Annotated in this window: 25 protein-coding genes and 2 pseudogenes; 19 read left to right on the top strand and 8 right to left on the bottom strand. The window is 61.1% G+C overall.

The features are described 5' to 3' along the window. Positions 1-41: 41 nt before the first annotated feature. From KUL93_RS08810 to flgA, 4 genes are all read right to left on the bottom strand, one after another. Positions 42-824 (bottom strand): ParA family protein, encoded by a 783-nt coding sequence (locus tag KUL93_RS08810; protein ID WP_217126684.1) that lies wholly within the window; start codon positions 822-824, stop codon positions 42-44. A gap of 20 nt (positions 825-844) precedes the next feature. Next, a complete protein-coding gene (locus tag KUL93_RS08805; protein WP_119335519.1) occupies positions 845-1,351 on the bottom strand; it encodes a flagella synthesis protein FlgN in 507 nt (168 codons plus the stop codon). After that, the gene (gene flgM, locus KUL93_RS08800) at positions 1,348-1,674 is read right to left on the bottom strand and encodes a flagellar biosynthesis anti-sigma factor FlgM (protein ID WP_217126683.1); all 327 of its coding nucleotides are present in this window, start codon (positions 1,672-1,674) and stop codon (positions 1,348-1,350) included. The genes KUL93_RS08805 and flgM overlap by 4 nt, the downstream gene beginning before the upstream one ends. Positions 1,675-1,742: 68 nt before the next feature. Then, positions 1,743-2,525, bottom strand: coding sequence for a flagellar basal body P-ring formation chaperone FlgA (gene flgA / locus KUL93_RS08795; RefSeq protein ID WP_217126682.1), 783 nt, complete (start codon positions 2,523-2,525; stop codon positions 1,743-1,745). A 46-nt stretch (positions 2,526-2,571) separates the two neighbouring features. Here flgA and flgB point away from each other — a divergent pair, with 46 nt between their 5' ends. The 13 genes from flgB to KUL93_RS08730 all read left to right on the top strand — a co-directional run bounded on the left by flgB (position 2,572) and on the right by KUL93_RS08730 (position 14,418). Then, the gene (gene flgB / locus KUL93_RS08790) at positions 2,572-2,985 is read left to right on the top strand and encodes a flagellar basal body rod protein FlgB (protein WP_217126681.1); all 414 of its coding nucleotides are present in this window, start codon (positions 2,572-2,574) and stop codon (positions 2,983-2,985) included. 12 nt (positions 2,986-2,997) lie between these two features. Further along, complete coding sequence (gene flgC / locus KUL93_RS08785) at positions 2,998-3,402, top strand: flagellar basal body rod protein FlgC (RefSeq protein ID WP_217126680.1); 405 nt, start codon at positions 2,998-3,000, stop codon at positions 3,400-3,402. A gap of 37 nt (positions 3,403-3,439) precedes the next feature. Beyond that, positions 3,440-4,372, top strand: a complete 933-nt coding sequence (locus KUL93_RS08780) for a flagellin N-terminal helical domain-containing protein (protein WP_217126700.1) — start codon at positions 3,440-3,442, stop codon at positions 4,370-4,372. Between the two features lie 18 nt (positions 4,373-4,390). After that, on the top strand, positions 4,391-5,074 hold the full coding sequence (locus KUL93_RS08775; RefSeq protein WP_217126679.1) for a flagellar hook assembly protein FlgD: 684 nt from the start codon (positions 4,391-4,393) through the stop codon (positions 5,072-5,074). Positions 5,075-5,086: 12 nt separating this feature from the next. Beyond that, on the top strand, positions 5,087-6,319 hold the full coding sequence (gene flgE / locus KUL93_RS08770) for a flagellar hook protein FlgE (RefSeq protein ID WP_217126678.1): 1,233 nt from the start codon (positions 5,087-5,089) through the stop codon (positions 6,317-6,319). 15 nt (positions 6,320-6,334) lie between these two features. Next, positions 6,335-7,075 carry a flagellar basal-body rod protein FlgF gene (gene flgF, locus KUL93_RS08765; RefSeq protein WP_217126677.1) on the top strand — a complete coding sequence of 247 codons (741 nt, stop codon included), beginning with the start codon at positions 6,335-6,337 and terminating at the stop codon, positions 7,073-7,075. 95 nt (positions 7,076-7,170) lie between these two features. Further along, entirely contained in the window at positions 7,171-7,953 is a 783-nt protein-coding gene (gene flgG / locus KUL93_RS08760) for a flagellar basal-body rod protein FlgG (protein ID WP_217126676.1), read from the top strand. A gap of 34 nt (positions 7,954-7,987) precedes the next feature. Beyond that, positions 7,988-8,716, top strand: a complete 729-nt coding sequence (locus tag KUL93_RS08755) for a flagellar basal body L-ring protein FlgH (RefSeq protein ID WP_217126675.1) — start codon at positions 7,988-7,990, stop codon at positions 8,714-8,716. Between the two features lie 11 nt (positions 8,717-8,727). After that, a complete protein-coding gene (locus KUL93_RS08750; protein ID WP_217126674.1) occupies positions 8,728-9,861 on the top strand; it encodes a flagellar basal body P-ring protein FlgI in 1,134 nt (377 codons plus the stop codon). A gap of 1 nt (position 9,862) precedes the next feature. Further along, positions 9,863-11,116, top strand: a complete 1,254-nt coding sequence (gene flgJ / locus KUL93_RS08745) for a flagellar assembly peptidoglycan hydrolase FlgJ (RefSeq protein WP_217126673.1) — start codon at positions 9,863-9,865, stop codon at positions 11,114-11,116. A 32-nt stretch (positions 11,117-11,148) separates the two neighbouring features. Continuing rightward, complete coding sequence (gene flgK, locus KUL93_RS08740) at positions 11,149-12,816, top strand: flagellar hook-associated protein FlgK (RefSeq protein ID WP_217126672.1); 1,668 nt, start codon at positions 11,149-11,151, stop codon at positions 12,814-12,816. A 14-nt stretch (positions 12,817-12,830) separates the two neighbouring features. After that, on the top strand, positions 12,831-13,817 hold the full coding sequence (gene flgL, locus KUL93_RS08735) for a flagellar hook-associated protein FlgL (protein ID WP_217126671.1): 987 nt from the start codon (positions 12,831-12,833) through the stop codon (positions 13,815-13,817). A 46-nt stretch (positions 13,818-13,863) separates the two neighbouring features. After that, the gene (locus KUL93_RS08730; protein ID WP_217126670.1) at positions 13,864-14,418 is read left to right on the top strand and encodes a hypothetical protein; all 555 of its coding nucleotides are present in this window, start codon (positions 13,864-13,866) and stop codon (positions 14,416-14,418) included. 12 nt (positions 14,419-14,430) lie between these two features. On the opposite strand, the gene KUL93_RS08725 is transcribed toward KUL93_RS08730, so the two are convergent. Then, a complete protein-coding gene (locus tag KUL93_RS08725; RefSeq protein WP_217126669.1) occupies positions 14,431-15,003 on the bottom strand; it encodes an NUDIX hydrolase in 573 nt (190 codons plus the stop codon). A 142-nt stretch (positions 15,004-15,145) separates the two neighbouring features. Between KUL93_RS08725 and KUL93_RS08720 the strand changes: the two genes are divergently transcribed. The 6 genes from KUL93_RS08720 (at position 15,146) to KUL93_RS08695 (ending at position 19,891) form a co-directional block, all read left to right on the top strand. After that, entirely contained in the window at positions 15,146-15,490 is a 345-nt protein-coding gene (locus tag KUL93_RS08720; RefSeq protein ID WP_217126668.1) for a flagellar transcriptional regulator FlhD, read from the top strand. After that, positions 15,474-16,070, top strand: coding sequence for a flagellar transcriptional regulator FlhC (flhC, locus tag KUL93_RS08715; protein ID WP_217126667.1), 597 nt, complete (start codon positions 15,474-15,476; stop codon positions 16,068-16,070). The genes KUL93_RS08720 and flhC overlap by 17 nt, the downstream gene beginning before the upstream one ends. 28 nt (positions 16,071-16,098) lie before the next feature. Beyond that, a complete protein-coding gene (motA, locus tag KUL93_RS08710) occupies positions 16,099-16,950 on the top strand; it encodes a flagellar motor stator protein MotA (RefSeq protein ID WP_217126666.1) in 852 nt (283 codons plus the stop codon). Between the two features lie 12 nt (positions 16,951-16,962). Further along, positions 16,963-17,967 (top strand): flagellar motor protein MotB, encoded by a 1,005-nt coding sequence (locus KUL93_RS08705; protein WP_217126665.1) that lies wholly within the window; start codon positions 16,963-16,965, stop codon positions 17,965-17,967. Continuing rightward, the gene (locus tag KUL93_RS08700; RefSeq protein ID WP_217126664.1) at positions 17,960-19,501 is read left to right on the top strand and encodes an Hpt domain-containing protein; all 1,542 of its coding nucleotides are present in this window, start codon (positions 17,960-17,962) and stop codon (positions 19,499-19,501) included. Before KUL93_RS08705 ends, KUL93_RS08700 begins: the two co-directional genes overlap by 8 nt. 69 nt (positions 19,502-19,570) lie before the next feature. Then, entirely contained in the window at positions 19,571-19,891 is a 321-nt protein-coding gene (locus tag KUL93_RS08695; protein WP_217126663.1) for a hypothetical protein, read from the top strand. Here KUL93_RS08695 and KUL93_RS11825 read toward each other — a convergent pair whose 3' ends face one another. The 3 genes and pseudogenes from KUL93_RS11825 to KUL93_RS08685 all read right to left on the bottom strand — a co-directional run. Beyond that, entirely contained in the window at positions 19,892-20,212 is a 321-nt protein-coding gene (locus KUL93_RS11825) for a CZB domain-containing protein (RefSeq protein ID WP_430408210.1), read from the bottom strand. A gap of 141 nt (positions 20,213-20,353) precedes the next feature. Beyond that, positions 20,354-21,025 (bottom strand): annotated as a pseudogene (locus KUL93_RS11820) (methyl-accepting chemotaxis protein); the annotation flags it as partial. Then, positions 21,003-21,147 (bottom strand): annotated as a pseudogene (locus KUL93_RS08685) (IS481 family transposase); the annotation flags it as partial. The pseudogenes KUL93_RS08685 and KUL93_RS11820, both read right to left, overlap by 23 nt.

Genomic DNA, 21,147 nt, shown 5'->3' with positions numbered 1-21,147 from the left:
AGGTACTGGGGGTTGCCGGAGCGGCAGCAGTCAATAGTGCGTTACGACTGGGGAACGCGGGCTTCGATCGCGGCGAAGAGGGCAACCATTTTTTGCGTCAAGGGGTGTTTCGGGGCAAAAGCGATCAGGGGTTCGCGCCGTTCGTGGGACGTTTTCACCACCACCGACGAAGTCAAGAAGGGTTCCAATACCGGCAATCCCGATTCGGCAAGCTGCGCCACGGCGCGTTGCGTCACCCCGGCCCGCGTTTGGTACTGGTTGACGACGATGCCCAAGATGGCCAAGCACGGGTTGTGGTCGATCCGGATTTCCGCTACCGTTTCCGCGAGTTGCAGCAGCGCCCGGCGCGAAAAATCGTCGCAGTCATAGGGGATCAGGCAGTGGTGGCCTGCGATGAGCGCAGAGCGGGTCAGGAAATTGAGGGCAGGCGGCGTGTCGAGATAGACGCGATCGAATGCCGGCGCCAACTGATCCAAAAGGTCACGGAGTTTGAAGATTTTGTAGCGGCTCTCCAGCTTGGGCAGCAGCGCTTCCAGTTCGGGATCGCTGGCGGCAACCGCCAGGTTGGGCCACCTAGTGGGGTGGGCGAACGCTTCGCTGGGCCAGGGGTTGAGGCGAAAATTGAGCGTTTGATCGAAGTAATCGGCAAGCGTGGGTTTGGGCGGCTCAATGGCACCCAGCGCGTAGAGCGTGGCGTTGCCCTGCGGATCGAGGTCGATCAACAAGGTGCGATACCCTTGTGCCGCAGCGATTGCGGCCAAATTGACCGCAAGCGTCGATTTGCCTACGCCCCCTTTTTGGTTGAAGATGACGAACCGCTCCATCGTACCCCTTCGTTACGCATTCACGCCGAACCGATTTTTCGGGAATGCCCCGTGAGGGTCAAGCGCGATTGCCCTTTGTCATCATAGATGTTCAGGCGCTCTTGACTGTGGAGCAACACGTCGAGCGCTTGCTGCACGAAATGCTGTTTCTCTCGCAGCAATACCCCGTTTTCTTGGTTGCGCTCCTGACATTGTCTGGCCAGTTGACACACTGCATGCCACGCGTCGGCAAGCGGCGGCAACCGTTGCCACGCGGTGAGCACCGCTTTCTGTTCCGACTCGGCACCGGCAACAGTGCTTGCCACCACCCGCAGCTTCTGGCGCTCGAACCCTTGAAGCTGGTCGGCGATGCGGTTTTTTTCCGTGACGGCCGCTTCGATCGCTGCGGGGTCGTTGCTGTGCAGGGCGCGCCGTTCGGCGTCGAGTGCCGTCAGAAAGCTTTTCAGCACCGCGATTTCCTCTTGGAGTATGCGCGCAAGGAGGGTCTGCTGGGTCGCGGTGGGCGCGGGCAGCTTCGCTTCGCTCATGATTCGGGATGGAGCAATGCTTCGACTTCACGCACCAAGCTGTCGGCAATTTTTTCCGGGTGGATCCGGAATTGACCGCTTTGAATCGCGGCGCGCAGCGTCTCGACTCGCTGCCAGTCGATTTCGGGAACCTCGTTCATCATCTGCTCCGCTCGCGCCAGAAGGCTTGCTCGGGAAGAGAGCGCAACGGTTTCGTCCGCCGATGGCGATGGAGGAGGAGGCAGACGACCCCCTCCTGGGCCCGGTTCCGGCTTGCGCGTCGATGGGGTCCCGCGCACTGCAGGGTCACCGCCAGGTGGCAGAATTGGTTTGTCGATTTTCATCGGTTTCCCGCTCCTCGATTCCGGTATTCGCAGTTAACGGTTCACGCGGAAAATTCTTGAGCCGTTTTTCATTCGACGACCACTGCGCCGTCGGCTGTGGCGCTGCCTTCGATCACCTGGCGGTTGGGCAACATCACGCGCACCGCTTCGCCTTGAGCGGCACTATTCATCGCGCGTCCTTCGGTTTCGACGCGGAAACCTTTGCCATGTTGGATCACGGTGACGTTTTGTCCGTTGCGCACGACAAGTGGTGCGACGAGCCAACTGCTTCGCAAAGGTTGCCCAGGTGCGACACTCACGCGCAACTCTTTTCCTACCGCCTCGGAAGTGGCGCGCACGACGTCTTCGGGTAGCGTGGTGAGCTCCCCTTCCACGGGTCGAACGTCGCGGGCGGTTACGGTTTCCCGGTGCCGCAGCGGGCGTGTGGTCACAAGATAGGTGCCGAAGCGGCGAACGTAGACCGGCACGTAGACCGTCCAGGGATCGGGCGCAAAACAGCGCAGTGTCACCATGATCTGTCCCCAAAGGCGTTGGCCGGGCGGAACGTCGACTTGCGCTGCGGTACAGGCCGGGCGGTTTTCCAATACCGATGGGGCGGCGATCGCAAACGTGACGCGGTCCTCGATGCCGCGCAGTAACGGGGTAACCGCATCTTCGACCATCCGCGTCAGCTCGGTTGGTGAGAGCAGAGTCGGCCCCGCCGAGTCTGGTGCAGCGAGTGCGTGGGGTGTGCTTACGGAATGGATGAAAAGAACGGCAACCTTTGCCGCGGCAAAACTGGCCAATTGCCGAAAAAAAGCCGCTTTTTTTTGCCGTTCGGATGGAACGCGGCGCGATATTCTGTCTGGCACGCAACCTGCTTGTGAAGTGGGTGGGTCGTTTGGAAGGAGCAGAGTCATGGTGGACAAAATGGAAAAGGTCTTGGCGTTTCAACGCGCCGCACTGCGGGTGCACAACCAACGCCAGCAGATGATCGCGTCGAATATCGCCAACGCCGACACGCCCCATTATAAAGCGAAAGATCTCGATTTTCGCGCTGCGTTGGGGGCAGTGCGAGAAAAACGGAGAGTTTCCGCTCCGGAACTGAAGCGTACGCATCCTGCACACCTTGCGGGCACTCAAGAAGCGGCGCTGCCGCTTGACGCCTTTACCGGCTATCGCACCGAACTCCAGAGCAGTGTCGATGGCAACACGGTCGATATGGATCAGGAGCGCGCCGCGTTTGCGGAAACCACCCTCTACTACGAAGCGAGCCTCAACTTCATCAACCGGCTCCTGCGTGGGATGCGAACCGCGATCACCGGGCAATGAGGAGAATGAGCGATGAGTCTGTTGAATGTTTTTCAGGTGGCGGGTTCCGCGCTTTCGGCGCAGTCGGTGCGCTTGAATACCACGGCGTCGAACCTTGCGAACGTCGAGAGTGTGGTCGATGAAAACGGTCAGCCCTATCGCAGTAAGCAAGTGGTGTTTCAAGTTCGACCCATTCAGGGCGAGGTCGCTAAAGGGGTGCGGGTCAAAGAGATCGTTGAGAGCGCTGCCCCTTTCCGCATGGTCTATGACCCCCACAACCCAGCGGCGGACGCCAACGGTTACGTGCGCATGCCCAACGTCAATGTCGTGGAAGAGATGGTGAACATGATCTCGGCGTCCCGTTCGTACCAAAACAATGTCGAAGTGATGAATACGGCACGAGATTTGCTGAAGAAAACACTGACGATCGGGCAGTAACGCCCTACTTGCGTAACGCAATTCGAAAAGGAGCCACATCATGAGCGTAATCAACACCAACATCATGAGCCTCAACGCGCAGCGCAACCTCTACAAGAGTGGGCTCGAGATGCAGACCGCGATGCAGCGGTTGAGCTCGGGGCTGCGTATCAACAGCGCGAAAGACGACGCCGCGGGGCTTGCGATCTCCGAACGGATGACCTCAGGGATTCGCGGCATGACCGTCGCAGTGCGTAACGCAAATGACGCAATTTCGATGGCACAGGTCACCGAAGGGGCATTGGGGCAGATTGCAGACATTCTGCAGCGGATGCGCGACCTTGCGGTGCAGTCAGCCAACGCGACGAACTCGACGAGCGATCGCGACGCGCTGCAAAAAGAGTTTCGGCAGTTGCAGCTTGAAATCGAACGGATCGGCCGCGATACCGAATTCAACGGGGTGAAGGTTTTGAACAACAGTGCAGCAAACGGGGCTTCCGCAGCATTTATTTTCCAGGTGGGCGCCAATTTTAGCGGCACGAGCACAGCGAGTGGCTTTACGACAGAGGGGGTCTATACCGGGAACACGGTCGATTCGGTGACCGCCTCAGACAAGATCGCGATTTCGGCATTCAACATCTTTTCAGGTGGTAACGCTTCGGCGATCAATAATGCGACGACAGCCACTCAGTCGATCTCTGGTGTCGCTGAATCGCTCTCTGCAGTCAGTGCGATCGATGCCGCACTCAAAACGGTTAACGACATCCGCGCCACCCTCGGTGCGGTCCAGTCGCGCTTCCAAGCGACGATCAACAACCTGCAAAGCGCGATCGAAAACCTCTCGGCGTCGCGCAGCCGCATTCGTGACGCCGACTTCGCGCAAGAGACTGCGGCGCTGTCGCGCGCGCAGATCCTGCAGCAGGCCGGTACCGCGATGCTCGCGCAAGCGAACGCCGCGCCGCAAAACGTGTTGCGTCTGTTGCAAGGCTAACGCCCAAGGAGCTGAGCCATGAGCGCAATTTCCGCCCCCAGCACCGCACCCACCACCCCGCGCGCCGATGCCATTTTGGCCCGTCTGGGGGGGCGCCAAAGCAGCAGCGCGTCGGCAACCGACGAAATGCAGAACCGCTTTTTGACGCTGCTGACCACGCAACTCAAAAACCAGGACCCGCTCAACCCGATGGACAACGCCGAAGTGACTTCGCAGCTTGCGCAGATGAGCACGGTTCAGGGAATCGAAAACCTCAACAAACTTTTCAAACAGTTCCTTGAGACCAATAGCGTCTCGGAACTTTCGGCGCTCGTGGGGCGCGGCGTGCTGATCGAGGGCGAGCGGATGGCGCTCACGCAGGCCGGTGGGGTTGGCGGGGTTGAATTGACGCAACCTGCCGATCAAGTTGTCGTCACCCTTTTTGACGCCAATGGCCTGCCGGTGCGCAAACTCGACTTGGGGGCGTTGGAGGCGGGTACCCACAATTTCGTTTGGGATGGTCGCGCCGATGACGGTCAAGTCGCTGCGCCGGGCACCTACCGCATGGTGGTCGAGGCAAAAAGCAATGGCGATCCGGTCCCGGCGAAAACGTTGCAGTTGGCGCAGGTTACCGCTGTGGTGCGGGGGCCGAACGGTGCCGACCTGCAATTGGGATCGGAAGGGGTCTATCGGCTCGACGAGATCAAGCAGGTCCTCAGTTGAAGGAGAACAACGATGGCTTTCCAACAAGGTTTGAGCGGGTTGTCGAGTTCCGCAAAAGCGCTCGATGTGATCAGCCACAACGTCGCAAACGCCAATACCACCGGTTTCAAAGCGAATCAGACCGTTTTTGCCGACGTCTATTCCACCACGTTGGGGGCAAACCCCTACATGCAGGTGGGAAGCGGGGTGAGCGTTCCGGCGGTGCGGCAAAACTTCTCGCAAGGAAGCATCACGACCACGGGCAACGCGCTCGATATGGCGATCAACGGCGAAGGGTTCTTCATCACCAAGCGGCCCGTTGCCAACGACCTGCAGATGTTCTATACCCGCGCCGGTGAATTCCAGCTTGACAAAGATGGATACGTCATTTCGGCAAACGGCTACCAATTGCTGGGCTATCCGGGGGCTGCTGGGGCCGGTGACCCGCAGCCGATTCGGGTGCCCTTTGACGCGGGCAAACCGGCAGAGACAAGCCAGGTCGAGATGACCTTCAACCTCGACGCCGGGCAGCCGGCGATCACTGCGGCGTTCGACGCCAACGATCCGGAGACGTACAACTTCAGCACCTCCGTTCAGGTCTATGATTCGCTCGGGATCGCGCACAATCTTACTTTCTATTTTCGGAAAACTGCGCCGGGTAACTGGGAAGTTTATGGTTCGTTCGATGGCGATTCCACGCTGGTTACAACGAACCCGATCGGTACCCTGACTTTTGACGGTGCCGGCGCCTTGACCTCTTCGCCCAATCTGACCGTCAATGTCACTTCACCGCTTGCGAATGGGGCCGATTTTGGTGGTGGCGGCGACGGAACGGTGGATGTCACATTGAACGCTACGCAATATTCGCTGGCTTCGTCGGTGACGACACTCAGCCAGGACGGCCGTCCGGCAGGGGAGCTTGCAAGCGTTTCGGTGACCAAGGAGGGGCGGCTGCAGGCGCGCTACACCAACGGCGACGTGAAGGACATCGCAACGGTGGCGATCGCGACGTTTCGCAATCCCAACGCGTTGATCTCGATGGGCGACAACATGTGGGCGGCGTCGCTCGAATCGGGGCAGGCAGCGGCGGGGATTCCGGGCTCTGGCACGCGCGGCTTCATCACCGGCGGTGCGGTTGAGTCCTCAAACGTCGATCTCACCGCGGAACTCGTCAATATGATCATCCAGCAGCGGGCCTACCAGGCGAACGCCCAATCGATCCGCACGCAAGACCAGATCCTGCAGACGGTGATCAACCTGCGGTAAGCGTGAGGGTAAGCCATGGACAGAATGATCTACCTCGCGATGACCGGCGCGAAATATACGCTCGAACAGCAGGCGGCGGTTGCGAACAATCTGGCGAACGTCGATACCCCGGGGTTCAAAGAGGCGTTGCATCGGCTCCGTGCGGTCCATGTGCAGTCGCAAGCGCTCCCCAGCCGTGCGTTCGTCGTCGATGCCACCGTTTCAGCGCGTTTTTCCGAAGGGGTGCTGGAGCAGACCGGGCGGCCGCTCGACGTCGCGATCGCAGGTCCTGGCTGGTTCGCAGTGCAATTGCCTGATGGGGGCGAAGCCTACACCCGCAACGGTGCGTTTCAGGTTGACAACGGCGGAATGTTGCGGCTGCCGAACGGCCAAATGGTCTTGGGCGAAGGCGGCGCGCCGATCACCCTTCCGTCCGACCGTACCTATCTGGTCGGCAAAGACGGCACGATCAACGCGATCGACCCCGCGAACGGACAGGTCGAAGCGGTGGGGCGATTGCGGCTCGTCAATCCGCCGGTTACCCAATTGCAGCGCGGTGACGATGGGCTCTTTCGCCTGCCGGCCGGGACGCCGCCGCCTCCGGAAGACCCCACGGTCTCTGTGCGTGGGGGGTACTTGGAAAAGTCCAATGTCGACGTGGTCGACCAGATGGTGCGGATGATTGCGCTCGCGCGCCAGTTTGAGATGAACACCAAAGCGATCAAGGTTGCCGAAGAGGACGATCAACGCGCAACGGCGCTCTTGACGCCGCGATGAGCGAAATGGACAGAAAAGCGCCCCTTACTTTGCCCGCTTGCGTTCGCCCGCTTGGGCTATCTTGACCCCCAGTAATCGCCATCAGGAGCATTGAGATGATCCGCTCGCTTTGGATCGCCCGCACGGGGCTTGACGCGCAGCAAACGCAGCTCGACGTCATTTCCCATAACCTGGCAAACGTCAATACCACCGGCTACAAACGGCAGCGCGCGGTCTTTGAAGATCTCCTCTACCAGACGCTCCGGCAGCCGGGGGCGCAGAACACCCAACAGAACCAGATCGGCAGTGGCCTGCAGCTTGGCACTGGCGTGCGGCCGGTTGCCACCGAGCGAATCTTTTTACAGGGAACGCTGCAAAAGACCGACAATCCGCTCGATGTCGCCATTCAAGGGCGCGGCTTTTTGCAGATCCAGATGCCCGACGGCACGACCGCTTACACCCGCGACGGTTCGCTGCAGCTCGACAATCAAGGCAATCTGGTCACCGCTTCGGGTTATCCCCTTGCCGATGCGATCAACATTCCGGCGGACGCGCTCTCGATCACGATCGGTAAAGACGGCACGGTGAGCGTCCTGCAACCCGGCGCGGTGGCTCCTGTGCAGGTGGGGCAGATTCAACTGGTCACCTTCGTCAATGAAGGGGGGCTGCAGGCGCTCGGCGAAAACCTCTTTGCCGAGACCGCAGCAAGCGGCCCCCCTCAAGTGAATGTTCCCGGAACGAACGGTAGCGGAAACCTCATCCAAGGGTATGTCGAAAACTCCAACGTCAATGTCGCTGAAGAGCTCGTGAGTATGATCGTCACGCAACGCGCTTACGAACTCAATACCAAAGCGATTCAGACCTCGGACCAGATGTTGGGCCGGTTGACGCAACTCTAAGGGGCGCGTCGGTTTGCGGGAAAGGGATCGAGAGATGGCACAGCGGGCAATCGACCGATTCGGGAGCGGAGCGTGGCAGCCGCTGGCGCAAAAAAGCGCAGGGCTTTTCTCGGTTTGGCTTGTGGCGGTGCTTGCCGGGTGTGCGGCGCTCGATACCACGCCGCCTGCGATCGTCCATCAGCCGATGACCGCGCGTCCGGTACCGATTGAGGCGCAGCCAGCGGCCAACGGTGCGATCTTTCGCGCCCAAGCAACTCGCCCTCTGTTTGAAGACCGCAAACCCCGCTATATCGGCGATATTCTCACCATCAACCTGGTGGAGAAGACCTCGGCGAAAAAGAATTCTGGAGCAAACGCCTCGCGCAAAACGGGAAGCAGCGCGAAAGTCGATGCGATGAGCCGCTTGCCGCTCAACGGCCTGACTGGCCTTGGCCTGACCGCGAACTCCGAGATGAGCCTGGAAGGCAAAGGGGGGGCTTCGGCGGACAACGCGTTCAACGGCACGATCACCGTTACCGTGATCGACGTCTTCCCGAACGGCAATTTGCTGGTCTCCGGAGAAAAGCAGGTTGCGATCAACCAGGGGCGGGAATACATCCGCTTCTCGGGGGTGGTGAACCCAGACACCATCTCGGCGCAAAACACAGTGGAATCGACGCAGGTTGCGGACGCGCGCATCGAGTATGTCGGCAGCGGCTACATCGATGAGGCGCAGCGTATGGGTTGGTTGCAGCGCTTTTTCCTCAACGTCTTGCCGTTTTGAGGAGCGGACCTATGGCAGCAGAGCGGATCACAGCAGCTAATTGGGGCCGGATCGTCTCCATTCTGCTCCTTTGGGCGATGGCGGCGCTTCCCATTGCCCATGCCGCACGCCTCAAAGAGATCGCAACCATTGCGGGGGTGCGCGAAAACCAACTGGTCGGGTACGGTCTGGTGATCGGGCTCGATGGCTCTGGTGACCAGACGACCCAGACGCCGTTTACGGTACAGAGCACCCTCAACATGTTGCGTAATTTAGGCGTGACGCTGCCTCCTGGCACGCGCTTGCAGCTCAAAAACGTCGCAGCGGTGATGGTCACAGCGGAGCTCCCCCCTTTTGCCAAGCCCGGACAGCGGATCGACGTCACTGTCTCTTCGCTCGGCAACGCGAAAAGCTTACGCGGCGGCACCCTGGTGATGACGCCGCTCAAAGGGGCCGACGGGCAGATCTATGCGATCGCGCAAGGAAACGTTTTGGTGGGTGGGGTTGGTGCGCAGGCGGGGGGGGCGTCGCAAACGATCAACCACCTTGCTGCGGGGCGAATTCCGGGTGGCGCGACGGTGGAACGCGAGGTTGCTTCGAACCTTTCCGCAGCAGGGCCGCTCTACCTTGAGCTCAAAACGACCGATTTCACCACCGCTGCTCGGGTCGTTGCCGCGATCAACCAGAAGTTCGGCCCAGGGGCTGCTGTGGCGCAAGATGGGCGCACCATCCTCGTCGACGCCCCGCAGGAGGCGAGCGCACGGGTGGCGTTCCTGGGGCAGCTTCTGGAGTTACCGGTCACCCCAGCAACCGAACCGGCAAAAGTGATCGTCAATGCCCGCACCGGCTCGGTGGTGATGAATCAAGAGGTGCGGCTCAAGCCGGTGGCGATCGCCCATGGCAACCTCAAGGTGACGATCCAGGATGATCTGACGGTCAATCAGCCGACGACGCCGCTCGCGGGTGGGGAGACGGTCGCTGCGCGTCAGCGTTCGGTCAAAATCGAGCAGCCCCCTGCGGTGCTTCACCACATCAAAGGGGGGGCGAACCTCGCTGAGGTGATCCAGGCGCTCAACGCCCTCGGGGCGACACCGATGGATCTCATCAGCATCTTGCAAGCGATGAAAGCGGCAGGGGCGTTGGAAGCCGATCTGGAGGTGATCTGAGATGGCCGTGGCGACCCTTCCCGCGTTTGATCCCAGGTCGGTCGAGTCGCTGCGGCGCGCAGCACAAACCGGCGACCCGCACCAAGCGATCCGGGGGGCAGCCCAGCAGTTCGAAGCGTTGATGCTGCACCAGATGCTGAAAGCGATGCGCGCCACCGTCCCAGAGAATCCACTTACTGATTCGAGTGCGCAAAAGCTTTGGCAAGAGCTTGCCGATCAGCAGCTTGCCAGCGATCTTGCGAAAAGCGGCGGTTTTGGGTTGGCTGCGACACTTACCCGGCAATGGTTGCCGAAAAGCGCGCCGATAGCGACGCCGGCAACGCTTGCCGCTAACCTGCCTACGCCCAAGGAAATGCGTGAGGCGGCGTCGCTCGTCGAGACCAGTGCGACAGGTAGTGCGGTTGCGCAACCAGAGGTTTTGTTGCCCCCCGTGAGCGAACGCTCCTTTGTCCAAGGAGGCGACGGAGGGGAGCCGGTGGGGACAGAAGCAGAGAGCGCTGCGCCCGTTACCGAACGCTCGTTTGTCGCCGAACGTCACTGGGTCCAGACCCTTTTGGGACTGGATCCCACCCTCACGCCGCTTCACACTTCGGAAGCACTTCCCCCGCTCGTTCCGCTTGGGCAGCCACGTGGGGCGGAGAGAACCGACGCTGCGACAACGGCGGAAGGAGGGGAGGCAGCGGGTGAAAAGGGCGCGGGGGCGAGCCTGTCATCGACTTCAGAAGTGACCTCATTTCAGCCGCTACCAGCCGATGCGAAAGGGGCGGATCGGGTCGCCCATTTCGTTCGGCAGTTGCTTCCAGCTGCGCAGCGTGCCGCTCAAGCGCTGGGTGTCGCGCCGGAGTATCTGCTTGCGCATGCCGCGCTCGAAACGGGTTGGGGTAGCGCAATGCTCAAACACCCTGACGGTCGACCGTCGAACAACCTCTTCAACATCAAAGCGGGAAGCGACTGGGACGGAGAGCGGGTACGGGTGCGGACCACCGAATATGTCGCCGGTCGCCCGCAAACGCAGATTGCGGAATTTCGTGCCTATCCGTCGATCGAAGCGGCATTTGCCGATTATGTCCGTCTCCTCTCCGAAAACGACCGCTACGCCCGTGTCCGTAATGCCCGAACCCCCGAGGCCTTCGCCCACGCGCTCGCTACGGCGGGGTATGCCACCGATCCCGCGTACGCAAAAAAATTGACGCGCCTCATTCGCCACGAAGCGCTGCACAGCGCGCTGGCAGAAGTCGGCATGAAACTTGCTTAGTCTAAGGTAAGACCGCAGCAAGGAGCAGAGCGATGGGCATGTTGCAGATTGGCTTGACGGGGTTGATGGCAGCACGCTACCGGCTCGATACCGCAAGCCACAACATCGCGAACGCCAATACCGAAGGGTATAGCCGTCAGCGGGTCAACCAAAGTACCCAATTTCCGCAATTTGTCGGCTTCGGCTACATCGGTAGGGGCGCGCTGTTGGTGGGCGTGGAGCGCGCGTACGACCAGTTTTTGCAGGGTAACCTCCTCTCCGCAACCGCCCGCCACGCGCAGGCGCAACACTATCAGGAGTTGATCGCGCCGCTTGACAACCTCGTCGCCGACCCGGACGCTGGGCTCTCCCCGGCGCTGCAGCACTTTTTCGATGCAGTGCAAGAGGTAGCCGATAACCCAGAAAGCATTGCGGCGCGCCAGTCGCTCCTTTCGCAGAGTGAGGTGTTGACAGCGCGCTTTCGCCTCTTCGACGCGCGGATCGACGAGATTCGTCAAGACGTCGAACAGCGGCTCGATGGCGTGGCGCAGCAGGTGACCGCTTTGGCGCGCAACATCGCCGAGCTCAATCAGCAGATCCTGCAGGCGTCGACCCGCGGCGCCGAAGCCCCCCCGAACGACCTCCTGGACCAGAGGGACCAGTTGGCCAAAGAACTTGCCGGACTGATCGGGATCAAGACAGTGATCGACGAGCAGGGGATGATGTCGGTCTTCATCGGGAGCGGCCAGACACTCGTGCAGGGCGTGGCCAGTGCCACACTCGCTACCGAAGCCGATCCCGGCGATGCCATGCACCGTCGGCTTACCTATCGGTTTGGTGGGAGTGGAGCCCCGCAGGTGGTGCCCGAGCGGCTCCTCACTGGCGGGGAGCTGGGGGCGCTTCTTGCGTTTCGTCGCGAAGGGCTCGATGCGATGCAGGATCAGTTGGGTTTTTTGGCGACCACGCTTGCGTTGGCGTTCAACGCGCAACATCGGCAAGGGTTCGGGTTGGACGGTGTCAATAATCGTGCCTTTTTCAGTGGCGTGCCGGCAACTCAGACCTTTACGGGCGACCAAGGGAGCAACCTCACCGTAGGATGGGCAACGCCGCTCGATGTTGCAGCGATGCAACCCGATTCGTTCGAAATCCGCTACGCCTCAGGAACCTACACGATCACACGGCTGCGCGACGGCCAGACGCTCTATTCGGGTGGAACATTGCCCGGAACGTTCCAAGGACTGACGCTCTCTGGCGCACTGAGTGGTGGCGAGCGTGTCGTGGTGCGGCCGTTTCCCGCGCAAGGGGGAACTCTGGCGATGGCGCTCAGCGATCCGCGGGCGGTAGCTGCGGCGCAGAACGATCCCACGAGCGCAACGGGCTCAGGGCCAGCCGACAATCGCAATATGCTCGCGCTTTCGGGCCTTCAGACGACGAAAATGCTCTACGCCGACAGTGCGGGCAATCCCACCGCGACGTTTCAAACCGCCTGGGCAAGCGCCGTGGCCGAATTGGGAACGCTCGCGCGTTCGGTGAAAACCGAAGCCACAGCCAGTAAAGCGCTGGTCGATCAGGTGCAGGCGACACGGGATAGCTACGCGGGCGTCAACCTCGACGAAGAGGCGGCGAACCTCATCCAGTTTCAACAGGCCTACCAGGCGGCAAGTAAGACCATGCAGATCGCGCAGAAGCTCTTCGACGAAGTGCTCGCGATTGCGCGGTAACCGGGAGCGCAACCATGTTACGGATTGCAACCAACCAAGTCTATGACCGCAACATCTTCGCGATGCAGCGGGCGCAGACCCAAATGCATCAGACGCAACTGCAGGTGGCAAGCGGCCGCAAGATGGTCGTGCCTTCGGACGACCCGGTGCGGGCAGCGCGCAGTCTTGAATTGCAGCAGTCGCAGAGCGTGAACCAGCAGTTTCTCGAAAACATCGGCTACGCAAAAGACGTGCTTGGGCTGACCGATACGCGCCTTACCCAGATGAGCGACACGTTGCAATACCTGCGCGACAAGTTCGTGCAAGCGGGTACAGGGGCGCTCACGGCTTCCGACCGTGCGGCGCTCGCGCAGGATCTGCGCAGCCAACTCGCCAATCTGGTTGGGTTGGCGAACAGCCAGGACGGACAGGGTAACTATCTCTTTGGCGGCTTCAAAAACGATCGGCCGCCGATCGCCTGGGGCGACCACGACGGTAACCCAGTCACCCCCGATCGCTACTACTATCAGGGGGATGCGAACGTCAAGCAGATGCAGGTGGGCGCAGCGCGGCGGATCGACGCGAACGTGCCGGGGTCTTCGGCGAGCGGCCCTGGGGGGCTTTTTGACGCCGATCAAAGCACGTTCGTTGCCGGACCACCGACGCAATATCCGCTGGCGCGCTTTTTCAACGACCTCCAAGATGCGATCGACGCGCTCGATCCGGCTACGGCTGGCGCCACCACCATCCACGCAGCAAGCGCCGGAATTGCTGCGGTCGATCGCTTTTTGGCGCGGGTGCAGCAGTATACGGCGAAGGTGGGGTCGCAGCTTGCGGAGCTCGATGCGCTCACCGAGATGGGGAAGGCGCTCGATCTCGATTACGCCCAAGCGCGCTCGCGCATCGAGGATCTCGACTACACCGAGGCGTTGTCGCGACTGGCGCAGCAACAGATGGTGCTTTCGGCAGCGCAACAGTCGTTCGTGAAGGTCTCCAACCTGAGCTTGTTTCAATATTTGTGAGCGAAGGGATATGGTGTGCATCCGCGTGACGGGAAAAAGGATAAGCATGCGTAGTCTTGCCAAAGAGCAGATGCGGCTCTTCGCGCTCGTAGCGTGGGGGGTGTTGGGGCTTACCGGTTGCGCGCACGACCGCCCCTCCTATGCCGAAATTGGGCAAGAAGGTGCAGCTGTTGTCGGGAGCGCGCTGTTACTTTCCGATTCCTCGCTGGGAGTTTCCGCTGCGAACGCAGCAAATGGCGCTGGCGCTACCGCGGCTACAGCGACCAATCAAGCTTCTGCGCCGATTTCCCATCTCGGGCTCCTGCGGCAATTGGGCGGAGCGGCGCTCATTGCCTACGCCCTTTATGATCCGCTTGCACCTAACTGGAGCATTGCGGTGCAGCCCGAATCGGAACAGGTGGTGCGCCTTGTCCTCACCCTGCGCTCGCTTACCACGGGCGGCCATGGCGAATCGTGGCGCATTTTCCAGCGTGCGGCGCAAAAACTGACGGAGCAACGGGACGCCAAATCGTACCAGTTGCTCTCCTACGAAGAGGGAGTGGAGTCAACCCGGCCGTTTGCCCAGCGCTACGCGGTTGGGACGGTGCGTCTCATTTACTGAAAGAGCGGGCCACTAAGGGCGTGCGGAGCGTGGGAGCAAGGTTTCGACGAGGGGTAAGGTCGGATAGCGGACGGCACCCTGTGGCGTGAGGGAGGTGGCTTCGCCGCGCAACAGGTACTCCAGCGCGCGGCGAACGGTGGGGAACGCCAGTTCGTCCCACGGCAGGCACGATAACGGAAAGAGGCGAATTTCCAAGGTTTCCGCACCGGGCGCCCAGTCTTGATCCAATAGGGTCGCGCGGTAGAAGAGGTGGACCTGATGGATGTGGGGAATGTCAAGAAGGGCATGAAGCGCGTCGATCCGAACCCGTGCACCCGCTTCTTCCCAGGTTTCCCGCATCGCGGCTTCCAGGGTGCTTTCGTTGCACTCCATGAAGCCGGCAGGAAGGGTCCAGTAGCCGATTCGCGGGGCGATCGCGCGGCGACAGAGCAGAATCTGGTTGCCCAGTAGCGGCAACGTCCCTGCGACGAGGCGCGGATTTTCGTAATGGATCGTCCCGCAGTTGGGGCAGACGTAACGTGGCAGATGGTCAAAGGGCGGGATTTTCCGTTCAACGGGATGGCCACAGACAGAACAGAAATTCATCGGGAAGCAGTACGGTAACGGCGGTCCGCACAGTGTAGCAAAAAAACCACAAACCGAAATTGCTGCCCATTTTTTTCGCTTTTCCCCTTTTTGGGCGGGGGGTGCTTCTTGCTATACTGTGGCGGCAGGAGGAGCGCCGACGATGCCAGCCCCAGACTTTGCCGAGGAAATTCGCGAACTCAACCTCAATTTCCTCATCCTCGCGCAACGAATGGCGCACGAGAATGTCACCGCAGCAGCGGTGAAGCTTGGTGTGGCCGAGGAGGACCTGCGGTGGTTGCAGGCGCTTTCGCCCGCCAAACTGGTTCGGTTGGCGCAAGGCGCGATGCTCGTGCCGCAATTTCGCTTCGATGGCGAATTGTTGCAGCAGTTGGCAGGGGACGTGGGGCGCGACGAAGCCGCGGCGCAGTTACACGCGCTCATCGTCGCGCAGACAAGGTCGCGCAAAAAACGGATCGTGGGAGATAGCGATGGCGAAAAAACTTGAACAGATCGAAGCCGATGCCCAAGAAATCTTGATCGCAGCCGAATTGATCCGGTTGGGGGCGCGGATGCAGCTTCTTGAGGCGGAGGTGGTGCTGAGCCGCGATCGGTTGATGAAGCTCTACAAACAGGTGCGGGGCATTTCGCCGCCCAAAGGGATGTTGCCGTTTTCTACCGATTGGTTCATGAGTTGGCAGCCCAACATCCATTCCACGCTCTTTGCCAACTTCTGGCAGCAGGTGACAGAAACCGACCATCGGCGGCGTTTGATCACCGCGTACCAACTCTACCTCGATGCCTTGGACGCGGTGACAATCGAACCGGTGTTGAGTATTACCCGCGCGTGGACGCTGTTGCGTTTTCTGAACGCCGAGCTGTTGCAACTTACCCCCTGTTCGCAGTGTGGCGGTCATTTCATCACCCACGCCTATGAACCGGCGAAGACCTTCGTCTGCGGCTTATGCCATATGCCGTCGCGTGCCGGGGCGGGGCAGGAAAACCGCAAACACCGTTTGACCGCCGCGCAGCGCACGTTGCCGGTGAAGAAAAACCGGCGGCGCGAGGCGTCTGCGGTCACCCGCTGATGGGACAATCGGAAACGGCTAAGACCCGATGTTTCTCCTGATCGGTTACGTGATCATCCTGGCGTCGGCGCTGGGCACCTACGCGGTGCACGGTAGCCTTGCCGCGCTCTTCGTCCCAACCGAATATATCGCGATCGTCGGGTTGTTGATTGGGGGCTTTGTCGCGTCCAATAACCCCAGTTCGTTGAAAGCGGCGGTCGGGGGGCTTTCGGCGGTATTCAAGAATTCGCCCTACACCCGTGCGTTTTACATCGAACTGCTGGCGTTGCTTTTTGAGATTCTCACCAAGGTGCGCAAAGAGGGGTTGATGTCGATCGAACAGGACGTCGAAAACCCCGAAGGATCGGCCATTTTTGGCAAGTACCCGCTGGTGTTGCACGATCACCACGTGGTGGAATTCATTACCGACTATCTCCGGATGATGGTGAGCGGCAGCCTCAACGCAATCGAAATCGAAGGGTTGATGGAGCAAGAGATCGAAACCCACCACATCGAAGCCCATTTGCCCGCGCACCTCATCGCAAAAGCGGCCGACTCAGTCCCCGCATTTGGTATCGTCGTTGCGGTGATGGGGGTGGTAAACGTGATGGGCTCGGTGGGGGAGCCGCCCGCGGTGCTCGGAAAGATGATCGGGGGCGCGCTCGTCGGGACTTTCTTGGGGATCTTGGTTTCCTACGGTTTCGTCGGCCCCATCGCCAGCCAGCTCGAACTCAAGGTCGAAGACGGCAGCAAGCCTTTCCAGGTGGCGAAAGTGGTGCTGCTCGCGAGCATGAACGGCTACCCGCCGCAGATGGCGGTGGAATTTGGCCGCAAGGTGTTGTGGTCGACGGTGCGGCCCACCTTCGCCGAGCTCGAGGAAGAGCTCAAAAACCGCAAGTAACCGGGTAGCGCGATGAGCGACGATACCCAACAGCCGATCATCGTCAAACGGATCAAAAAGGTAAGCGGTGGCGCGCATGGTGGCGCGTGGAAGATCGCGTACGCCGACTTCGTCACCGCGATGATGGCGTTCTTTCTTCTGATGTGGCTGCTGGGTTCCACCGCGAAAGGGGATCTTGACGGGATCGCGCAATTTTTCCAGAACCCACTCAAAGTCGCGCGTGATGGCGGGTCGGGCTCTGGCGACGCGGAGCGGATCATCCCGGGGGGCGGCGAGGATCTCTCCCGGCGCATCGGGCAGGTGAAGCGGGGGGACACCCCTTCGAAGAGCACCTTCCAACGCGATGGCGGCGACGGGTCGTTGCCGACGAAAGGGCGTTCGGATAGCAAGAACGATTCCCAAGATATGCAACGTGTGCAAGGCGCGACGAGCGACGCCGAGGCGCAGGAGCAGGAAAACCAGAAGCGGCGTGAAATCGCGCAAATGGAGCGGGTGCGTTCGCTCCTGGAGGCGATGATCGAGGCCGACAGCACGTTGCGCGCGCTGCGCGATCAGATTCGCATGCAGATCACCGAAGACGGGTTGGCGATCGAAATCGTCGACGAGAAAAACCGGCCGATGTTCGCATCCGGCAGCAGTCAGGTCCAACCGTACATGCGGGATCTCCTGCGCCTCATTGGGCGTACGCTGAGTGGCATCGAGAACAAGATCATGATCGCGGGCCATACCGACGCCACCCCGTTTGCCAACAACGGGCGCGGCATCTCCAACTGGGAACTTTCTGCCGACCGGGCGAACGCGGCGCGGCGGGAGTTGGTCGCCGGAGGGTTGGATTTGGAGAAGGTTTTTCGCGTCGTCGGCATGGCCGATACCGTTCCGTTCGTGCCGGAAGACCCCTACGCGCCGCAAAACCGGCGCATCAGTATCATCGTCTTGAAACGCGAAGCCGAAGAGGATTTGCGCAAACAGGCTTCGCAGATCACGGAAACGCTGCGGCGCGGGGTGACGCGTGAATGACGAAGCGTTGAACGCGCTCTACGCAGCGGAAAAGGCCGAAACGATCGCGGCGATCGAATCCCTCTTGGCGCAGGCCGACCGCGACGGTTGGAGCGAAGCGGTTCAGCAAGAGGCGGTACGCTTGGCGCACTCGCTCAAAGGGGCGGCGGCAGCGATGGGGGACGAGGCGCTTTCGCGGCTGGCGCGCATTCTGGAAGAGCGGTTGGCGAAATGGCCTGGCAAAGAGGCGTTGCTCGACACGAATGCTCCCAGAGAACTGCACTCCGACCACCGACCTTCTGAGTGGCGCGTCACATTGACCCCCGCGCCGCACGTACGCGCAAGCCGCGCGATGCAAGAAGCGCTCGTTGCAGCGCTCACTGCGTTTGGTACGGTTCGCGCGGACCCCGACCCCATCGCCGAAGACGCAACCACTTGGTCGTGGATCGTATCGAGCGCTGCGGCGGACAAACGCGCGCTTCGCGATGCCGTCGAACTCTTTGCCGTACCTGGCTCCGTTGCGGTCGAATCACTTGCCCAGGAGCCGGCGCAACTTGCCCCTCAGCTTGACGCCCAAAGCGTTCTGGAAGCGCCATCGGTGCCTACCGAACCCGTGACGGGGGGGCGCCATTTCAGCACCGCTTCGCTCACCAGCGTGGCGGGCGAGCCGGTCTGCGAACCGGCAGCAGACGGCCCCTCGTGGCGCCTGTGGTGGCGGGCGTTGGTGTCGGCGCAACCGAACGCACCCTTTTTTCCAGAAACGGGCCATGACGACGATGACGCTCGGCGTACGACCCACTTGCCGTTGTCGCTATGGGCGCAAACGTGGCAGGGGGTCTGGCAAGAAGCGTTGCCAGGGTGGTCGGTGACCGTCACCGCAGACCCGGTGCCGATCACGCCAGCGTTTGCCGAACGGCTCGACCGCTGGCAAGCGGTGGCGCTCGAGGCGGCCAAAGCCCGTGCAGCATCAACGCCGCTTGGTATGACGATGCGCTGCTACCGCATGGGGGCGACGCTGCGGCTCGTCCTCTCCGGGGATCCGGATGCGATCGCGACGGTGAAAGCGGCGTGGTTGTCGCAAGCGACCGCTCAAGCGGCATGGGGGGTTCGCGAAACGCGCGATGGTTGGGAAGTGGCAATACCGTTTGCGCCCGCGATCTTGTGGGCGTTCTGGCTTACAGTGGCGGAGCAAGCGGTTGCGGTGCCTGCCGAATCGGTCGCGGCGTTCTTTCCCCAGGTATCGAAGCAGGGTTGTCGGTTCGTAAACGGGGTCTGGTACCTTTCCGTTGCCGATACCCCTTACCCGTGGCGGCCGCTTCTTCCCGAAGCGCAGCGGCCGCCGTTTACTTATTCCCTGGTGGTGGCGCTTTCGTGCGGGAAACAGACGGTGCTTACCGGTGTCGACGACGCCGAGCGCGCCGGTGGCATTGCTACTCAGCCGTTACCCGATGGTGCGGCGCCTCCAGCGGGGTGTGTGGCGTTGGCGACTCGGGGGCAGGCGCTGGCGACGGTGCTCGACCCCCAATGGTGGTGGGCAGCCTCTTCCCCGCGCTAAAAACCCTCAAGTTTTTTCCCCGACAGCCGATAACGCTTCATGACAAGATCGTCATGGAGCGGAGCCATCATGGACTGGGAAGCGGTGTGGCAACAGGTGCGGCGTGCGGCGCTCAATGCCGACGCCGTTGCCGCACGCCACCCGGACGATCTCGCGGTTTGCGCGCTGCGCGCGGAATTACAGCAACTGGAAGCGTGGGTTGCAGCGGCTTATGGAGCGCACCGCGAACGTGCGCGTGACCAAGTGGCGTTACCGCAGCGGCAAAACGACGCGCGCGTGCACCGATTCGAGGAGACTACGCACGCATCAACCCACCCCCGGCGTCCCGTGAAGGCGGTTGCGCCGGGGGTATTGGATGGCAGCGAAGATTGGGACTGCCTCATTCGCTGATCAATCGGTCTCGCAATGAAGAAGCGCCGGATTTTCCTCGCCGGCAGCAACGATCCGGTCAAGGGTAGTGAGCACCTGAAGTGACGCTTCTTCCATCTGGGTAAGCGCGGTGACCGCCTGATCCCACTGCCCCTGAGTGTGCGCTGCTAGCGCCGCTTTTGCCGCCTCGTGCACCGCACGGTGGGGCGCTTCGAGTTCCCGGAAACCGGGAAAATGGCTAAAGCAGTGATGTCCTTTCCCTTCATAGTACCATTTACCGAGGCGGCACGCTTGGTGACTGGCAAACTCCTCAGCACGCTTCGTGCTGTTGCCCAGAATCACCTGGTAGACCTCGAATTTGAAGACGATGTGGTCGAGTTTGGCGATTTCGCAGAACGCGCGAAGCGCCGAGAGCGCCGCTTCACGGTGGATCGTTTCGATTTCGTTCCCCAGGGTCTCCACCTCCTGCGCGGTGGTGCGGCTCTCTTCGCTGTGGTTCTTCGCGCGCTCCGCCAACGCGACGATCGCGGTGCGGCTTGCGCTGCTGTCGCTGCGGATCTGCTCAACCAAACGCGCGATATCGGAAGTAGCGACCGCGGTGCGCTCGGCGAGTTTGCGCACCTCGTCGGCAACCACCGCAAAGCCGCGCCCCTGCTCACCGGCACGCGCCGCCTCGATCGCGGCGTTCAGCGCCAGAAGATTGGTCTGGTCGGCGATTTCGCGGATGAGGTTCACGATCCCGCTGATCTGTTGCGCCCGTTCATCTAGCGCGCCGATCTTCACCATCGCCTCTTGCGAAGCTTCCGCGAGTTTTTGCAGATTGTTCGCAATCGTGCGCACGACGCTTTCGGTTTGCGTGGCAGACTTCTGCGCGTGCTCGGCTTCATCTTTATTGGCCTCAGCGCGGTTGGCCAGATTGACGAAACTGCCGCGCACGTTCTCAAGGGACCTGCCAAAGGTGATGAACTCCTTGAGGACACGGCGTAAGTTTTCCGCTTCAGCGCGGCATGCGTCGGCCTCGGCGCGGGCTTGGGCGACGGCCTTACGTTCGGCTTCCAACGCCTGCTGCGTTTGGGCGAGCGCTTCGTTGAGTGACGCGATTCGTGCAGCCTGTTCTGCTAACTTCGCTTTGTTACCTGTCAAGACCCGCGACATTATCTACCCTTGAAACGAAAAGCTCTGGTCGCTCGGTTTGCCACCATCGGAGTTTCTCAATAGGAGTCATATGACCCAAAGCGCGTTGAGGAATGCGGTGATTGTACGCCCAAAGGTATCGC

Source organism: Hydrogenophilus thiooxidans (assembly GCF_019049855.1).
Classification (GTDB): domain Bacteria; phylum Pseudomonadota; class Gammaproteobacteria; order Burkholderiales; family Rhodocyclaceae; genus Hydrogenophilus; species Hydrogenophilus thiooxidans.
This window is presented reverse-complemented; position numbering and strand designations above follow the sequence as displayed.

Bases quoted from the DNA above. Each gene is read 5' to 3' on its own strand.
- flgL (WP_217126671.1), top strand. From the start codon at position 12,831: ATGTTACGGATTGCAACCAACCAAGTCTATGACCGCAACATCTTCGCG.
- flgE (WP_217126678.1), top strand. From the start codon at position 5,087: ATGGCTTTCCAACAAGGTTTGAGCGGGTTGTCGAGTTCCGCAAAAGCG.
- flgJ (WP_217126673.1), top strand. From the start codon at position 9,863: ATGGCCGTGGCGACCCTTCCCGCGTTTGATCCCAGGTCGGTCGAGTCG.
- KUL93_RS08705 (WP_217126665.1), top strand. From the start codon at position 16,963: ATGAGCGACGATACCCAACAGCCGATCATCGTCAAACGGATCAAAAAG.
- flgK (WP_217126672.1), top strand. From the start codon at position 11,149: ATGGGCATGTTGCAGATTGGCTTGACGGGGTTGATGGCAGCACGCTAC.
- flgC (WP_217126680.1), top strand. From the start codon at position 2,998: ATGAGTCTGTTGAATGTTTTTCAGGTGGCGGGTTCCGCGCTTTCGGCG.
- KUL93_RS08720 (WP_217126668.1), top strand. From the start codon at position 15,146: ATGCCAGCCCCAGACTTTGCCGAGGAAATTCGCGAACTCAACCTCAAT.
- KUL93_RS08805 (WP_119335519.1), bottom strand. From the start codon at position 1,351: ATGAGCGAAGCGAAGCTGCCCGCGCCCACCGCGACCCAGCAGACCCTC.
- flgF (WP_217126677.1), top strand. From the start codon at position 6,335: ATGGACAGAATGATCTACCTCGCGATGACCGGCGCGAAATATACGCTC.
- flhC (WP_217126667.1), top strand. From the start codon at position 15,474: ATGGCGAAAAAACTTGAACAGATCGAAGCCGATGCCCAAGAAATCTTG.
- flgB (WP_217126681.1), top strand. From the start codon at position 2,572: ATGGTGGACAAAATGGAAAAGGTCTTGGCGTTTCAACGCGCCGCACTG.
- KUL93_RS08725 (WP_217126669.1), bottom strand. From the start codon at position 15,003: ATGAATTTCTGTTCTGTCTGTGGCCATCCCGTTGAACGGAAAATCCCG.
- KUL93_RS08810 (WP_217126684.1), bottom strand. From the start codon at position 824: ATGGAGCGGTTCGTCATCTTCAACCAAAAAGGGGGCGTAGGCAAATCG.
- KUL93_RS08695 (WP_217126663.1), top strand. From the start codon at position 19,571: ATGGACTGGGAAGCGGTGTGGCAACAGGTGCGGCGTGCGGCGCTCAAT.
- KUL93_RS08755 (WP_217126675.1), top strand. From the start codon at position 7,988: ATGGCACAGCGGGCAATCGACCGATTCGGGAGCGGAGCGTGGCAGCCG.
- KUL93_RS08730 (WP_217126670.1), top strand. From the start codon at position 13,864: ATGCGTAGTCTTGCCAAAGAGCAGATGCGGCTCTTCGCGCTCGTAGCG.
- motA (WP_217126666.1), top strand. From the start codon at position 16,099: ATGTTTCTCCTGATCGGTTACGTGATCATCCTGGCGTCGGCGCTGGGC.
- flgG (WP_217126676.1), top strand. From the start codon at position 7,171: ATGATCCGCTCGCTTTGGATCGCCCGCACGGGGCTTGACGCGCAGCAA.
- KUL93_RS08775 (WP_217126679.1), top strand. From the start codon at position 4,391: ATGAGCGCAATTTCCGCCCCCAGCACCGCACCCACCACCCCGCGCGCC.
- flgM (WP_217126683.1), bottom strand. From the start codon at position 1,674: ATGAAAATCGACAAACCAATTCTGCCACCTGGCGGTGACCCTGCAGTG.
- KUL93_RS08750 (WP_217126674.1), top strand. From the start codon at position 8,728: ATGGCAGCAGAGCGGATCACAGCAGCTAATTGGGGCCGGATCGTCTCC.